At 37.6% G+C, this 16,066-nt stretch carries 13 protein-coding genes and 1 pseudogene; 7 read left to right on the top strand and 7 right to left on the bottom strand.

Annotation, left to right across the window (positions count from 1 at the left end; genetic code table 11):
• Positions 1 to 116: 116 nt before the first annotated feature.
• The 5 genes and pseudogenes from QNJ66_RS13110 to QNJ66_RS13130 form a co-directional block, all read right to left on the bottom strand.
• Positions 117 to 623, bottom strand: a pseudogene (locus QNJ66_RS13110) (Rpn family recombination-promoting nuclease/putative transposase); the annotation flags it as partial.
• Positions 624 to 871: 248 nt separating this feature from the next.
• Positions 872 to 2,080 (bottom strand): patatin-like phospholipase family protein, encoded by a 1,209-nt coding sequence (locus QNJ66_RS13115; RefSeq protein ID WP_300507557.1) that lies wholly within the window; start codon positions 2,078 to 2,080, stop codon positions 872 to 874.
• 20 nt (positions 2,081 to 2,100) lie between these two features.
• The gene (locus QNJ66_RS13120; RefSeq protein WP_300507559.1) at positions 2,101 to 3,144 is read right to left on the bottom strand and encodes a hypothetical protein; all 1,044 of its coding nucleotides are present in this window, start codon (positions 3,142 to 3,144) and stop codon (positions 2,101 to 2,103) included.
• A gap of 116 nt (positions 3,145 to 3,260) precedes the next feature.
• On the bottom strand, positions 3,261 to 4,472 hold the full coding sequence (locus QNJ66_RS13125) for a D-Ala-D-Ala carboxypeptidase family metallohydrolase (RefSeq protein ID WP_300507562.1): 1,212 nt from the start codon (positions 4,470 to 4,472) through the stop codon (positions 3,261 to 3,263).
• A gap of 51 nt (positions 4,473 to 4,523) precedes the next feature.
• Entirely contained in the window at positions 4,524 to 4,646 is a 123-nt protein-coding gene (locus QNJ66_RS13130) for a hypothetical protein (RefSeq protein ID WP_300507565.1), read from the bottom strand.
• 544 nt (positions 4,647 to 5,190) lie between these two features.
• Between QNJ66_RS13130 and QNJ66_RS13135 the strand changes: the two genes are divergently transcribed.
• The 6 genes from QNJ66_RS13135 to QNJ66_RS13160 all read left to right on the top strand — a co-directional run bounded on the left by QNJ66_RS13135 (position 5,191) and on the right by QNJ66_RS13160 (position 12,207).
• Positions 5,191 to 6,363 (top strand): DUF2589 domain-containing protein, encoded by a 1,173-nt coding sequence (locus tag QNJ66_RS13135; protein ID WP_300507567.1) that lies wholly within the window; start codon positions 5,191 to 5,193, stop codon positions 6,361 to 6,363.
• Positions 6,364 to 6,701: 338 nt separating this feature from the next.
• Complete coding sequence (locus QNJ66_RS13140) at positions 6,702 to 7,667, top strand: hypothetical protein (protein ID WP_300507569.1); 966 nt, start codon at positions 6,702 to 6,704, stop codon at positions 7,665 to 7,667.
• A gap of 49 nt (positions 7,668 to 7,716) precedes the next feature.
• Positions 7,717 to 8,724 (top strand): Ig-like domain-containing protein, encoded by a 1,008-nt coding sequence (locus QNJ66_RS13145; protein ID WP_300507571.1) that lies wholly within the window; start codon positions 7,717 to 7,719, stop codon positions 8,722 to 8,724.
• Between the two features lie 54 nt (positions 8,725 to 8,778).
• The gene (locus QNJ66_RS13150) at positions 8,779 to 9,009 is read left to right on the top strand and encodes a hypothetical protein (protein ID WP_300507573.1); all 231 of its coding nucleotides are present in this window, start codon (positions 8,779 to 8,781) and stop codon (positions 9,007 to 9,009) included.
• Between the two features lie 18 nt (positions 9,010 to 9,027).
• A complete protein-coding gene (locus QNJ66_RS13155) occupies positions 9,028 to 9,810 on the top strand; it encodes a hypothetical protein (RefSeq protein ID WP_300507575.1) in 783 nt (260 codons plus the stop codon).
• A 291-nt stretch (positions 9,811 to 10,101) separates the two neighbouring features.
• Positions 10,102 to 12,207 (top strand): cache domain-containing protein, encoded by a 2,106-nt coding sequence (locus QNJ66_RS13160; RefSeq protein WP_300507578.1) that lies wholly within the window; start codon positions 10,102 to 10,104, stop codon positions 12,205 to 12,207.
• Positions 12,208 to 12,214: 7 nt separating this feature from the next.
• Here the strand turns inward: QNJ66_RS13160 and QNJ66_RS13165 are convergent, their stop codons facing one another.
• Positions 12,215 to 13,756, bottom strand: a complete 1,542-nt coding sequence (locus QNJ66_RS13165) for an NAD(P)/FAD-dependent oxidoreductase (protein ID WP_300507581.1) — start codon at positions 13,754 to 13,756, stop codon at positions 12,215 to 12,217.
• Positions 13,757 to 13,796: 40 nt separating this feature from the next.
• On the opposite strand from QNJ66_RS13165, the gene QNJ66_RS13170 reads away from it, so the two are divergent.
• Complete coding sequence (locus tag QNJ66_RS13170; RefSeq protein ID WP_300507584.1) at positions 13,797 to 14,759, top strand: alpha/beta hydrolase; 963 nt, start codon at positions 13,797 to 13,799, stop codon at positions 14,757 to 14,759.
• A 175-nt stretch (positions 14,760 to 14,934) separates the two neighbouring features.
• Here QNJ66_RS13170 and QNJ66_RS13175 read toward each other — a convergent pair whose 3' ends face one another.
• Complete coding sequence (locus QNJ66_RS13175; RefSeq protein WP_300507587.1) at positions 14,935 to 15,804, bottom strand: MBL fold metallo-hydrolase; 870 nt, start codon at positions 15,802 to 15,804, stop codon at positions 14,935 to 14,937.
• Between the last annotated feature and the right edge of the window lie 262 nt (positions 15,805 to 16,066).

Here is a 16,066-nt window from a genome sequence, read left to right on the forward strand (position 1 = left end):
GCGCGATTGCATCAATGACTTTCTGGCGGAGATCATAACTGTAAGGTTTAGCCATAGAGGAGAAAAGTTTAAGGGTCTTTCTCTATTCTATGTCCTAATCGCCCTGGCGATTGCTATAATTGATTTTGCGCTGTCGTAATCAACTGTTTAGCTTGAGAAATAGACTCTTCTTCTGATTCTACCACTAAATTAATGATACCAACACCTAAAGAGTTTTCAGCTACCTTTCCTAACTCGTCCAGATAAATTCTAGTAACACTAGGTAACTGAAGAAAATCCCCAAAATGAAGAGATTGCTCTCGTTCTACCTTTCGGTTAGGATAAATGATAACTATCTGCCAATAATGAGGGGGTTTATATTGTTTAAGAAAGAGAAAAAATTCAGCAAAGAGACGATAATATAAATTGGGATCTGGCTGAAATTGTACCTCAACTAAATATAAAGGTAAGTTGGGATCTTCTTCAGTGGGGAGAAACAAACCATCAAGTCGGAAAGATAATTGTTTGATTTCACGGGAAGAAAATTGATACTTATTCTCTTGAGTTGAGGATACTCCAATTAAGTCAAAGAAACTCCTGGGATAATTGAGGAAAATTTGATAAAAAATACTATCAGTCTTCACTAGCTTGATCCGTAATAATTATCATTATACCAATAATTAGCTTTTTAAAAAGATTAATTATCGGTATAACTGATATCTTGCACCAGTACAGGAAAACTTAACAATAGAGAAAACAAAATCAATTCTTAAGCAGTTACCATCAAAATAAACCCTGTTCCCCGTTCCCTGTTCCCCGTTCCCTCCCTAAACTAGCTAATTTAATCGAAGGTGCAAGATGTGAGTATAAATTAAATAAAACCCTTATCCCTCTAAAAAGATCGGCTATAGCTTAAAGGTAAACTAGAAAAAGTTGGGGGATTATCCTCAATAAAATCTTGAATTTTTGCGGATATATTTTCTTGTTGTAGATAAGCATCAGCCACTTTTTCTAATAATGACTTACCACTATCAGACTGTTTACATAAGTTGGGATCATCAATTGCCTCTGAAATATATTCTCCCAGATACTCATTTTTTGCGTCAGTATGAGGTTCAATCGGTTTTCTCAGTTTACCTGGTTGTCTTTCACCTTCAAATGCTTGGTTTAAATCAAAATTCAGTCGTAAATAGTTACAGTGATTTTTCCTAGCTACACTTCTCAAAAATTCCTTACAAATGGCTTCAGTATTTTGAGATCCAGGGTTAAGAAAAACATCAGCAACATGACTCATAACATCCAGTAAACCCCACTTTCTAATCTTATCATAAGTAAAGACATCCGTGGTATTTCCTGTGCCAATAGACAACACAGAAATGTTATTAAGATTACTTTCTTTCTCGGTCACCAAAAGATGTGCGATCGCCGATAAAGAGGGATTATTTGCTGATACGCCTCCATCAATATGAGGTAAGTTTTCTTTGTCGGAAAAAGATAAAGGATAAGCAGGGAAAAATGTTGGTGCTGCTGCTGAACAAACACATAATTTCCACAGTTCTATGTCTTTAAACCAAAGATTAGGCTCTTTTCTGTTACTAGCAAACCAAGTGGTATTACGACTATAAGTGTCATAAGCAGGAATAAAAAGAATGGGCTCTTTGATCTCATTAAATTTTAAAGGTTGTCCCTGTGCATTGACTAACTTATCCTGCAAAACTTTAGCTAAACCTTGGTTATTTTTGTTTGGATATAAACACCATTGAGGGAAGAAGATTTGTAAAATATATTTAGTCAATATTCCCAAGTTGCGGAAGGTTCTTGTTCCCTTATCAAAAATTGTTTCTGCATTCTCTTGATAGAATTGAATCAGTTTTTCTGCATCAAATTTAGCCGCTACTCCTGCTGCTAAAATTGACCCAGTAGAAGTTCCTGCAACCATATCAAAATAATCATGTAACTTGACAGTTGGCTGATTATTTTTTTTGCAATAAATTTCCAATTGTCTTTCAACTTCTTTGAGGATGGTTGCTGAAATCATTCCCCGAACACCACCGCCATCTAAACTTAAGATTTTGAATTGTTTTTTTTCAGAAATATTCATGATTTCCTCCTTACAAAATACTAAAATATATCATCAATTATGGGTTCGGATTTTGTTGACACTAAGGTGTTAACATTGTCTGAATCTTGAGGCTTAAATTGATTTTCTGTGTTAGCCACAATATCTTTAGCTAATCGCTCACTAAAACCGACCACAAACGCTATTGAATAAAGGGATAACCAACGCAAATCTTGACGCTTTTCTGCACTCATGTGACCAACTTGTAGAGGAATAATCCCCCCTGCTAAAAGGGCATAAATTAACAGACCAAAAGTTCCGCCGATCATCGGTTTACATAACCCTACTAAAATCGGCGTTAGGGACTCTCTAAGTTTGCTTTGATCTTGACTTTCACGGTAGTTACTGAGTCGAAATAAAATACTAATAATACTCCCAGTTGAACCGCCAATAAAACATAAGGTTGCTAAGGCCATCATCATGTCATAGTCCTTTTTATATAAATCGGGAGATTCATTGTATCTTGCTGATTCATCTTCAATCACAATCTCTTTATTAATTAAGACTTCTTCTAACCTATTAGCACCAGAATAAAGAGCTAGCGGCGTTCCAATATAAAGAGGAAAAGCTAAAATCAAGCCTAACAAGATTTTAAAAGAAATACTGGATTTAAGACGAAAATACTCCCAGACATTCATTAATCCTGCTGTGAACCGATTTTCCGATTTTCTGATGGTAAATTCGGCATTGATACGTAGTTTTTTGGCTATGGTAATTGTCTCTGAAGTTTGTAAAGACTGAATGGTTAAATCAAGATTATTCAGTAAGGCTTTAATTTCCGATTGTTTCTGCTCATTTTTAGAAGAGCGATGAGAACTAGATAATTTCTTGACTTTTTGCAGAAGAATAGAAACCTTAGCAATTTCTTCTTGTACCTCTTCCGTCAATTCCTGTCGAGAATTAGTAATTAGATGGGTGACTTTAGCAAATAATTCATCAATGTTAACCTCCACTCGATGAGAAGCCAAGGCCATATCCCTCTCATGTAAAGTTGCACTTTTTTTAAAGGTTTCTGATGAGTTCTCGATAGGATTTGTGGTTATCATGATAACGCACCTCTCTACTCCACTTTTCCCATATCTGGGAAACCTGATGTCCACTATGGGCAAGGAAAAACTATCAATAATCATGAGTTAATTCCTTGCCCCTAAAAAAGATTAGACTAATAGTTCCAGCGAATATGTCCAGGTCGAAGATCGAGATGAACAAAGCCTTTGTTAGCACCATAACCTAATGCTTTATTTTTCCAAGCGGTTTTATCTAACCAGTCTTGGAACTTATAAATATTACCTTGAAGCGGTAGAATATCGGCTGCTTTACCATAGAGGTGCTGGGAGTTACTTGCCCCTCCAACAGCACGGTTAACGGCGGGAGGACGATACCAAGAGTTGACCTTAATAGGCCCTCCCCAAGCTTCCCTGACTTTGTCTAATTCTTGCGCTAGGGTAAAAATATTTTGCTTGATGGTGTCGTCCGTCGGAATACGTCGGCAATCGCAATGGGTCACTTCTCCCACACTAAAGTATTTAGAGACTTTGCTTTGAAAGTTATTCCAATTGATAGACTTGAAGGTTGAAGGAACAGAGGTAGTCCCCCCAGAAGACAGGACTTTTTTCGCCCGTTCCCAGAACTGACAGCGATCTGCATAACCATTTAAACCACCGTTAATGAGACGGGTAACTTTCTGAAAATCCCCTTGATCTGCTGCTTGATTAATATTACGACTTTGCCAATACCAACCAGCTACCGCAGCATTAGTATAGGGATCTTTAATCACTAATTCCGGGTTGTTTTCTAAGGGTTTACCCAAAGCTTTAGCACATTGACGATAATTAGCACGTCCGGTGAGTTGAATTAACCCCCGTCCTTTGAACCGTTTGCCGTCTCCAGGTTGGGTGTTGCCGAGATCCCGTCGTCCTTCATAAGCTGCACCACTGGCAATCTCTTCTTTATAGCGCAGAGAACCGCTTTCGTGGGCAATTTGAGCGATAAAAGCACAGGCCCTAGCTGTTGTTGCTAGATTAAAGTCATGTAAGACTTTGTTGAGAGGTTCAACATAAGTGGCAATATCACTATTAGAAGCTTGGGGCATAATGGCTTTAAGATTTTCCGCCGTAAAGAATTTTGCTTCTGTAGTTTCTGGTTGTTCTGTATGATCTTCCCAAGGCACTTGCCAATGGCCTGACCAAATATACCAAGTTCCCGCATCATAGTTTAATTCTACTTTGTAATGGCCTTGTTCGGCTGGTGTATGGTTGAGAACTTGATAGGTTTTTCCTACAGGAACAGCAACTTTTTGTTTATCAGACAGTTGAGATGCTTGAGCAACTGATTTTTTGAGGCACGTTTTTTTGACTGCTTTAATTGTGTTCATTGTTATGATCTCCAAATTTGGCTTTAAGCTATTATCGTTTTGTTATCTCTATTATTCAGGGAACATCCTTAACAAACCAGACGATTTAGCAACGCCTCCAGTGTCAGCATAAGTTTTTAAACGACACCCTTCAAAATTTTTAATTACATTAATGCCTTCTTGACTAATTTTCATGATAAACTCCCTCTCTTAATGTTAAAGTGAGTCCACTGAAATGGAATCGATTAAACCTTAAAAATAAACCCAACAAAGCCCAATCGATTTTTTTCCTTTATTCTTAAAATTCACTGATCCTAACTATGTCTATAGTATGACATATCTAGACAATTTTTATGATTAAAAATTGTAACACTTCTTCTTTCTTATCTAGGTTTTATATAACTCATAGCTTTAATTTTTTTCTTTTAAAATTCTTATATAAATAACGTTTAAAATATGTGAATTTTTGTACTTAAAATCCTCAAATATAGTCTTTTTTGTCTTAGGTAATGCTTTAATAGTAAGTAGATTGACCTGAGCTTTAAACAAAAGATTGTATCTGATTTTTCAACGCTCAGATGATAAAAGCGGTTTAAATCGCTGTGAAAGTTTTTTCTCTTGGGATAATGAATTGTTTTAATGATAGCTAACTTAAACTCTGCATTCACCAAGATTGTTATTGAAACAATTTATAATTCCCTAACTTTGTCCATTAAATATAAATACAAGGATAATTACTATGCCAGCTATTGATACCACGCCGTCCAATGTAGCAACATCGGCCTTACAAGGTATTCCCTTTTCCTCTTTAATTGGTGGTCCTTTACAGGCTGCAATTGATGCTCAAGCACAGTCAGCCAACACAACCATCGACTTTATCCAAAAGGTGGGCTTGAAAGATGGTAAGACCATTCCAGTAGAATTCGTCTATTATGCTGATGGACGAGAAGCAAAACTGATCGTTCCTTTATTAACCATCCTGCCGATTCCTTACTTAGCGGTGGATGAGGTTGATATCGAATTTAAAGCCAACATTAATGCTTCCTCATCAACTTATCAAGAAGATACAGCCTCATCTGCTACCAGTGGTTCAGGAAGTGCTGAGGTCAAGGTTGGCTGGGGTCTTTTCTCTGCGAAAGCCAAGTTTCAGGCTAGTTACTCCAGTAAAAAGGATTCTAAAGCGACTCAGAAGTCTAAATACTCGGTTGAGTATACTATGGATGTTCATGTTCATGCAGGACAAGATAGTATGCCGGCCGGTTTAGCCAAAGTGCTAAACATTCTAGAGGGTAGTATTACCTCCACTGCTAATAAAGCCAATCTACAAATTGCCCCTTCAACTTTAGTGGCGAGTGATCCCACTAACGGTAAGCAAAAATTACTGGTAACGGCTATCTTATTTGATGAAAAAGCAATGCGTGTTGCTGGCCAAACTCTTACGGCTACTATTGGCACTTCTAAACCTGCCATTGAACCCCTGACTTTAGAGCCAACGGATGAGGATGGTACTGTAGAGTTCGAGATCAAAATTCCCGAAGTAGCCACGACAGTTCAAGCAACAGCGACAGCAACTATGGATACTAGCGATCCAAGTAAAGTTGGTACTATCAAAGTCGATAACGGAGGTTCAGGCTATACCTCGACCCCCAATGTTACCATTACTGGTGGTGGTGGTACTGGGGCAACAGCGACAGCAGAGATGGACCCGGCAAATCCAAGTGAGGCAACTCCAAGTAAAGTTGGTACTATCAAAGTCGATAACGGAGGTTCAGGCTATACCTCGACCCCCAATGTTACCATTGATCCTCCTTCTAAGACAGAGCAAGCACAGCGAGTGAAACTCAAGTTAGAATCTACAACACCTCCTGCTTCTAAGACCATCACTATAATCATTCCCGAATATACTACCTAAACTGGGTTATGATAGGCAGCAATTTATTTAAAGTTAAATAGATTGCTGCTCCTGGCACTCTGTCATCAATGAAATCTGAAATTAGCTGTCTTTAGAGATTTCAATCATGGATAATCACTGGTTGTTGTTAAGAATGAGGAAAAGTAGCGAGGAATCTTTCTCTTTTTTTTATAGTGAAATAGACACTTTTATGGCAGTCTAAAGATAGGAGAAAAAAGTTTTAAAAAATCATAGAAGTTTTTAATCCTTGCTTTGAATTCCCTGTATTCAGCTAATTAATAAAGTCTCGATTATCCATTATCCCTTCGTAAAACCTTATCTATAAACAAAGGATTGATATGCTACTTAGAAAAGTTATTGGTTCCATTCTCGTTGACCTAGTAACAGCACAAGACTTGTCTAATGAATATGCCAGTCAGATTAGCCGTAAATATAAACAATATAGAAACAGTAATGAAAATCTACTCAATAACTTTGACGCTCCAGCCAGTGTTTTAAAAGAAATTGAGTTTGAGTTACAATTCGCCTTAACTGACTTGTATGATAATGCCATTGGCTTTGATGTAGAAATGACTTGGAGTCAATGCCAAGAACTGGCTACAGAAATCGTTGATAAGGCTACTGATGAGATGAAAACGAAGCTTGATGAGTTTCTAAAATCTAATAAGCTTAACTATTGGCTCAACGAGCGTACGGCTTCATCACCCACAGAAGAAAGTAACTTAGAGCAATCCAAACAGTCCACAATACAGGATATAAAAAACCAATGGAATGAAGTCAGAGAACAACTTAAAAAAGAGAAATATATGGAAAATTTGATTCAGATTATCACACAAAAATTATTTAAGACTTGTAAAGAGTTATATTTGCGTGGTAATCACCAAATTTCCCTAGAAGAAGTCAAAAAAGTGATTGAAGAGAAACTACTAGAAGGAATTTTGAAACATCCAGATATTCAACATTCAATCCAATATACCTACGACCAAGCTGAAGATTTTTACCGCAAAGCTGGTGTGCTGCCAGAAAATTTTAAAGAGATTAAACAAGATATCATTTACACATTGAACGATGAAGTTAAAAAGGCATTTAGGGAGGTAAAAGATAATTTAGCCGAAAGTAAGACCAGAGAACTTATTCAACAATATTCAGGGGTGGTTCCTCATGCAGAGATTATGATGAAACCCAGTTTCTTAAGAGAATTACCCAGTGAAACCCTTTCCTCGTTGAAGATGACGGTGAAAATGGATAGCTATAAATGGACTATGACCGAACAAGGAGAAAGCTTGCATAAAGCACAAAGATAGTTAACAGCAAAGAGGCAATGAACAAGGAAAAACGCGGAGCGAAATTCTTATGACCATTATCAGTGACGATAAGATTGTTGATTTAGGAAGACTCTTATCCCAACCCCTGATTTCAACCCTGGAGGCTGACTCTTACGCAGCCCAGCGTTTTGTGAAGTTCATGACCGAATATGGGCTCGAACCCGTTAAGGAGAGCTCCTCAGAAGATAATGAAAATACTGCCTCAGATCAACCATCTGGTCCTTTCAAGTTAAAGATGGTCACTTTTTTGTATCGACAGATTGATCCCAACGATCGCCAAGAAAAGCTGTTTCGACTTGAAGTCCCGTTGATATCATTAATTCCTCTCCCCTTGTTACAGATTCAAGAAGCAGAATTTCAGTTTAACCTGCGCCTTTTTGCAGAAATTGATCTACAAACTGCTACTAACAAACCTGGAGGACTGACCGGAGAGACAAACGACGATGTAAAAAAGCAAGATGATGCCAGCAAATACGAAGAGTTTAAAGGATTTCAGGCAAGATTATCCCCTAGTGTAGGAAGCTCAGAGAATGGGGAATTTAAAACCAGCCTAGATGCTAACATGACGGTTAAAATCCAAATGAAACAGGCAGACATTCCAGGTGGACTCGCTTATTGGATGTCTACTGTTAACCAAGCTACATCGGTCAAACCCATCTCATCAGAGGAAGTTTCCTCAGCCCGTTTAGATATCGTTCCTTCAACTTTAGTCGCTAATAGTCCCACTACTGGAGGACAAGCTTTTTTCATCAGGGCCGCTTTATTCGATGACCAAGGAAATCCGGTGACGGATGAAACGGTTACCCTAGCTATTGATGGAGCTGAACCCGATAATCCTACCCTTAGACTTGCCAGTGGTGCAAGCCTAACAACCGACAATAACGGTGTGGTTGAGTTCAATATCACTGTAGAGAGGGCTAGGACTTCAACGCCAGCGGTGAAGCAATCCCAACAAAAAGTCACCCTTACCCTTTCAGCGACGACTCCTGATGTGTCGAATCAAGCAACGTTGATTATTCCTGAATTTACGGCTTAATTTCCTTTGAGATTAGGCAAGTGAAGTTTTTTGTTTACTATTGAGGTATATATTATGTCTAACAATCCTGACGAAAAACGCTCTCCAGGGATTCCTTGTCCCCGATGTGGCTTTTTTATTGAAATGTCTGTCCAGAGTTTATTGTATCAACCCTCATTCCAATGTCCAAGCTGTTTATTGACTTTAACTATGGATCGTAGTCAGTCTCGATCGGCTTTAGAAGTGTTGCAAAAGGTTCATAAGGAAATGGAAAACATAGAAAAACATAAGCATTTTGATCTATAAATTTATCAGAGTAAAAGTATGCAGTTAAGTAAAGTAGTTGGTGCTATCCTCAATGACTTATCTGAAGCTCAAGACTTAGCTAATGAATACTCAAGCCAACTTAGCTACAAATACAAGAAAAATCAAGTCGTTGACAACCATGAGAATGTCTTGAGTAATTTTCAAGTCCCCTCCGCGGTTTTGTGCGAAATTAATCTTGATCTCAAGTTTCTTATTAAAGAAATTAATCTTGATGGGTTCACCTTAGATTTTGAGCAAACCCAAAAAAACTGTGACACCAAAGCGAGTAAGATAGTCAAGCATTTAACTGAAGAGATAAATAAATCTGAGGATCTTAACATTGAGCCAAATATGATTACCTCAGACTTAATCAACAGACTCCAAAGCAGTCTTGCAAAAGAGTTATATATATTATGTAAGAAGGCTTTTAGTTCCGAAAATGATTTAGCTGAATCTGAAATACAAAAGATACTTACCGATAGACTCGAAGATGAGTTATTGAAATGGGAGGGTATTCAAAACTTTCTTGAAAAGGGTGATGTTAATGATCCCAAGCAAGTTAAGCGAGTGGGGGAAAGACGAGAAAAAATTAAGAAATATTGTCAAGATTCTCTCAATAATGAGATGCAGGAAAGTGCTTTAACAACAATGATTGAAAAAGTTAAGGGAAGTCCCAAAACTGATGTTATAGTTTCTCCAGTTGCCTTGAATAAAGCATCTACAGAAACAATTCAAAGTTTGCGTATTACTGCTAAGTATAATGAGTCTCGATGGACAATTTCTAATGCAGAATCCACCTAATCATCGATGTTAATTTTATAAGTTCTTTTCCTGTTTTTCCCAACTGGCGGGTCTGATATCTGGAGAATATTTATTCAAAGTACAAAATACCTGGAAAAAGTAGAAGATTTAAAATTTAAACAATGTTGATTTTTATGTCTTTATTTTGATTTTTATTATAAAAAATATTTTTTTGCTATCAGAAATAGTTAAAATGGTAATGAGGGGTTTTCCGTATTTGAATTTCCTGTGATTTTAGCTTATCACGTCTGAGAAGAAGTTGGTCGTTAGTAATTAAAGGAAATATCGGCCATGAAACAACCACAAAAAGTATTTAGAGTCTCATTGTTTATCTGTATTTCTAGTTTTTTGCTGGTTATCTTTACAGGTTATAGTTATTGGCGAGAAAGACATCATATCTTAGCAGATGCTAAAAATAATGCGAAACAAGAAGCGGTTGAAGCAGCAAAAAAAATCGATAGTCATTTAGTTAAACTAAAAAACAGTGCCACAGCTATTGCTAATGATCTTACTTCAGGACGCTTAAAAAAAGAGCAACTTTTAGACAGGTTACGCAGCACAATGGAGGAAAATACTGCATTTTATCAGGCTGGAGTTGCTTATGTTCCCTATGGTTATGATCCTAATATTCGACTTTATGCTACCAGTTATAAGCGAAAGGAGGGAAAAATACAACTTGACCCAGTTGAGGACTTATACGACTACACTGAACCTGAACATGATTGGTATCATCGTCCTTTGGTTGAAGGGGAGACTTGGGTAGAACCTTATTTTGGGAAAATTGCTCAATCTCTTCTTGCAGATTTTTGCACTCCTTTTTATGAAATTGATCCTACCACTAAAAAACAAATGCCAGCCGGTGTTGTATGTGTTAACTATTCCTTAGATAATTTAAAACAACACATGACTTCCCTAGAACTGGGAAAAACAGGTTATGGATTTATTTTTTCTAAGAAAGGAACGTTTTTATGTCATCCCAATAGCGATTTGGTTAAACAGCAAAAAACTATCTTTGAATTACCAAGAGTAGAAAGATCAAAACAGTTACAATTAACCTTAGAAAAAGTAACTAAACAGTCCCAAGCAATGGTTATTGATTATGATGATGAATTAACGGGACAAAAGGCTTGGATCTTTTTTGAACCCATTCCTTCTACGGACTGGTCATTGGGAGTTGTGTTTATTAAGGACGAAATTTTAGTTAATACCGAAAGTCAAAAACAGAAATTGACGACTATTATTTTAGGACTGATTGCTTTGTTCTTTTTTCTCAGTATTCTTCTTTTAAGGACTTATCAAGGTACCATTAAAAGTTTGTGGTTACTGTCTTATTATAGTTCTATTTTCTTAGGTGTAGGAATTTTTGCAATCTGGTCTATGGATATTAGTCAAAACAAAATTTATCAAATCAAGAGTCAAAAAGATAGAGTTTTAGTTTTTGGTGAAGCTGGTTTAAATAAGTTTTTAAACTCTAGTACAAAATCTATCGATCAGGAAAAATCCCCTCAATATATTCCGACCGGTATTTTTATTCAATCTCTAGAATTTCAAGATGCCAATGATGTTTTTGTTACGGGTTACATTTGGCAAAAGTATAACAAAAAGATACATGAAAGCATTTCTCAGGGTTTTATTTTAGCAGAAGCTATTGATCCTAAGATTACTGAATATTACCGGTATAGAGAAGGTAGTGAAGAGATCATTGGTTGGTATTTTGAAGCTAAATTAAGACAAGAATTTGATTATTCAAAATATCCTTTTGATTCTAAACAAGTTTGGTTAAGATTATGGCATCAGGATTTTTATAAAAATGTTATATTGACTCCAGATTTTCAGTCCTACGAATTAATTAACCCAGTTTCTAGACCTGGTTTAGAAGAAGATTTTGTGCTTCCTGGTTGGAGAATTCAAGGGAGTTTTTTTGAATATCATATCAATGGTTATAATACGAACTTTGGTATTCACAACTATATAGGACAAAAAAATCATCCCGAACTTTATTTCACCATAATCCTTCAAAGAGATTTTATTAATATTTTTATCAATAACCTAATGGTACCGATTGTAGTTGCTTTGTTACTATTTTTAGTTCATTTACTAATTCTGAATGAAGCTGATAGTTTAGCCATTGTCTCAGCTTGTAGTGCCTTTCTTTTTATCGTTATTCTTGATCAAATCAACCTGCGGGGGGAAATATTGGCAGGAGGAATTCTCTATTTAGAATATTTTTATTTTATCTTATATCTCTTAATTATTGCGGTGGCAATTAATGCTATTTTATTTAGTCAAAAACCCAACATTCGTTGGCTTCAGTATCAAGAAAGTTTGATCCCGAAGTTACTTTACTGGCCAGGAATGCTAACTTTATTGTTAGTGTTCACTCTATTTGTTTTTTGAGCCAAACCTACATTAAAGCTAAACGTTTTAACAACTGTAAATGTTGATCTACTTCTGCGAAAGTATTAGCCAACATCATGCCACTAGCTGCCACTGCTGGTAAACCGATACCCGGAAAAGTAGAGTCACCGCAACACCATAACCCTTCAACCGGGGTATTAGGCCCTGGAAATAAGGCTTTTCCTGCTTGGATAGCCGGTCCATAAGAACCCCGATAACGACGCAAAAATCGTTCATGGGTTAAGGGAGTTCCCACTAAAGAGACAGAAACCCGATGGCGGATATCAGGGATAATACGTTCTAATGCTTGCCACATCACTTGACTTCTGGCTTCTTTTTGTTGCTGATAAGCGTTACTGTTGCGCTTTAGTTGCGACCAAAGTTTATAGGGTTCGTTCCCTGGAGTATAGACATGAATAGTTTGTTTTCCTGGAGGAGCTAAACTGGGGTCAAGAAGGGAGGGAATAGAAACTAAGACCACGTTTTGCTCGGCCGTAATACCTTTTTCCCAGTCATTGACCACAATATGATGACAAGGTAAGTCTGAGGGTAGGTTTTCACCATCAATACCCAGATGAAGGTGCATAAAACTCTCACAGGGTGGAGTCTCTTGTTTTTGCCTTCGCCACTGTTGCGATACAGTATCCAAAGGTAACAGTTTCAGGGTATCCCAAACCGACGCATTAGAAATAACCCCACGGGTAGCAGTTAGGGTGTCACCGTTGCGTAATTTTACTCCGATCGCTTGTTTATTTTTGACTAATATTTGCTCAACGTGAGAGTTTAAGCGAATTTTACCGCCATTTTTGGTTAAACCTCTTACCAAAGCATCCACTAAGGCACCACTTCCCCCCACAGGATAATCTAATACCACCCCAGGCCGATACCAGTCCGCAAACATAAAGGCCATTTCTGCTGTGCTGGTTCCGGTAGCTGGTAGTCCGGATAAGAGGAAACACAGCAAGTCTAACCAATTACGAATAAAGCGATCGCTAATGACTTCATGGAGAATATTACTAAAAGGCCCAGTTAGCTTTAAGACTTGATTACTGTTGCGGATCAACTGAGGTGCAAACTTACTCACGGTTAAGATCGCATTCCAGTCGAAGCGAATGGCCGCGGGGGGAAGGGCAATACTTGCCTGGGCTAAAGGTTTCATCACCTTTTGTAACTTGCGCCATTCTTCTACTGCCGTTTTCCCTTGTAGTTGTTGCAGAATATTACAAAATTGATCGGCCCCGACAGAGGTGTTAAAGTTGCCTTCGGGTAAGTAACAGCCCCAAGTATCATAGTTAATGCAAGGTAAGGGTTCCCCAATGGCATCTAAAACTTGTTTTAAGGGGTTGGGTGAGGGACTATAAGAAAGTCCAGAATATAAGGATGGGCCCGAGTCAAAAATAAAACCATCCCGTTGAAAACTATGGGCAGCACCACCAGCAATGGTATGACTTTCGCAGACGGTGACTTCTAAGCCATAATGAGCTAATAAAGCCGCACAACTTAGGCCGCCAATACCGCTACCAATAACAATAATTTCGGTGTTAGACATAGTTAATTATAATTAAGTGAACTCCCGCTTTTATAAATATATGATCATTGTTACTAATCGGAATCTTCAAGAGCAAGAATCACCAGACAAAAAATTTGGTGAAAACTTTAATGAAAATGGTCCTACGGAACTTCGCGTTGCCGAGGCCAACAAGATTGATGGACAATGGCAGGTTGAGATTTTCCCAGATCAACTTTCTTATCAAGGGACGGAAATGCCTGCTAGCGAAGTTATTTTTCTCCGTGAACAAGAGCAAATGAAAGTTAAGAAGCAAAACTGCCTCTTTTATGTCCATGGTTTTAATACAAGCTTTAAAGATGCTTTGGATATTGGATATTCACTCGAAACCAACTATAACGTGAAGGTGCTTCTTTTTACCTGGCCCTCAAATGGCTCAGAAAGCAGACGTATTTTAGACCGCACCAGAGGTATTTTGAGCTACAAAAGTGACAAACGTGAAGCAGCAGAGTCCATAGGGGGTCTTGATAGATGTTTCGATGTCCTTCGTATTTATCTGGATAAGTATCGCGATCTCGCTTGTAATCAAAGTTTTAATTTAGCCTGTCACAGCATGGGAAACTATTTACTTGAGCAATTAGTTCGTTCGGATCTTTACTCCAATGAGACTATTTTCTTTGACAATATTGGTTTGTTAGCTGCAGATGTGAACAACCAAGGTCATGAAGAGTGGGTTGACCGTCTGGCATATAGAAAGCGTTTGTATGTCACTATTAACGAGGATGACTTTGCTCTAGCAGCATCTCGAGCGAAATTTGGGGAACAGCAGCTTGCTCGATTGGGTCATTGGATACGCAACTTGACAGCAGAGAAACCTTTTTATATTGACCTAACTGATCAAGTTGGCACTTCACATAGTTACTTTAATGATGAATCTCTTCAACAAGCTCCCATCAGAAAAGTTTTTGACAATATGTTCAATGGACTTCGGGCAGAAAGGGATTTAGTTTTCAACTCTTCTCTGGGAGTTTACCAGGTTCCATAGTCAAAAAAGTTCTACTTCGGTCATTTCATTTATCATTTAACATTCGTTTGGAAGTAGGCTTGAAACCTCTCCCAAACTTCTTTCTCCCTTTAGGGAGAGGCTTGAAACCAAAATGAAAGATGAAAGATGTTCAATGTTTAATGTTCAATGTTTGGTCATAGTTTGTCTAAGTTTTTCATAACGGTTGAGGAAACTCTTGTTTCAAATCAATTACTAAACTTTCTTTAGCTAAGATAGCGTTAGGAAAAACCTCTTGAACCTCTAATTTAATTTTGTCTAAAAAGTTATCATGGTGAGCAGGATCATGATGAAACAAAACTAATTTTTTCACATTAGCGGCCTTAGCTATTTTGACAGCTTCCTGCCAAGTAGAATGACCCCAACCCACCTTACTATATTTTGGGTCATAATACTCCTCATCGGTATAGGTTGTATCAATGATTAATACCTGCGCATTTCTCGCTAAATGAAGAACATTATTATCTAAACTATCTGGAAAATGTTCTGTGTCCGTAACAAAAACCGCCGTTAAACCTTGATAAGTCACCCGATATCCTAAAGCTTCCCCAGGATGATTTAACCTTCCTGTTTCCACCGTGACATCATTAATATGAATAATTTCTTTTGCTTCGATATCATAAAATTCCAGATTAGCCTGCATAATTTGCAAGGGAACTGGAAAATTAGGGTGCAACATTTGAGCGTGAAGACGCTGCTTAATAGTTGCCCCATTGGGTGCTGGTAAACCATAAATATGAAACTTATTACCAGGGATAAAAGCAGGAGCAAAAAAAGGAAACCCTTGAATATGATCCCAATGAGAATGAGTAAAAAAGAGATGACCGGTTACTGGCATTTCTGACAACAAAGAGTCCCCTAAAATGCGTATTCCCGTTCCACCATCAAAAATCAATCTTTCCCCACCCACGCGCATTTCTACACAGGTGGTATTGCCCCCATAACGAACTGTTTGGGTTCCTGGACAGGGGATACTCCCTCGAACTCCCCAGAATTTAATTTCAAAGCGATCGCTTTTGCTAGACATTCCTTCTGCACAGAAAAAGCCAATAATATTACTAGGTTATCAAGAATCTTGCCTTACTTTGTATCTTTTTTTCCTGAAGATACCTTGTATAGCACGAGGCAGGAGGGTGAAAAAATGTCCTAACCTGCATTATTCATGAGAGAATTGAGAACAAGCCTGAAAGCCTTATATAATAAGGAATATGGAGATTTGACCCCAATAACAGTCTGTAATTTTTATCTATTACTAACTATTGATTATTTAATGATTAAAAATAAGAGGT

Source organism: Crocosphaera sp. (assembly GCF_030064895.1).
Taxonomy (GTDB): domain Bacteria; phylum Cyanobacteriota; class Cyanobacteriia; order Cyanobacteriales; family Microcystaceae; genus Crocosphaera.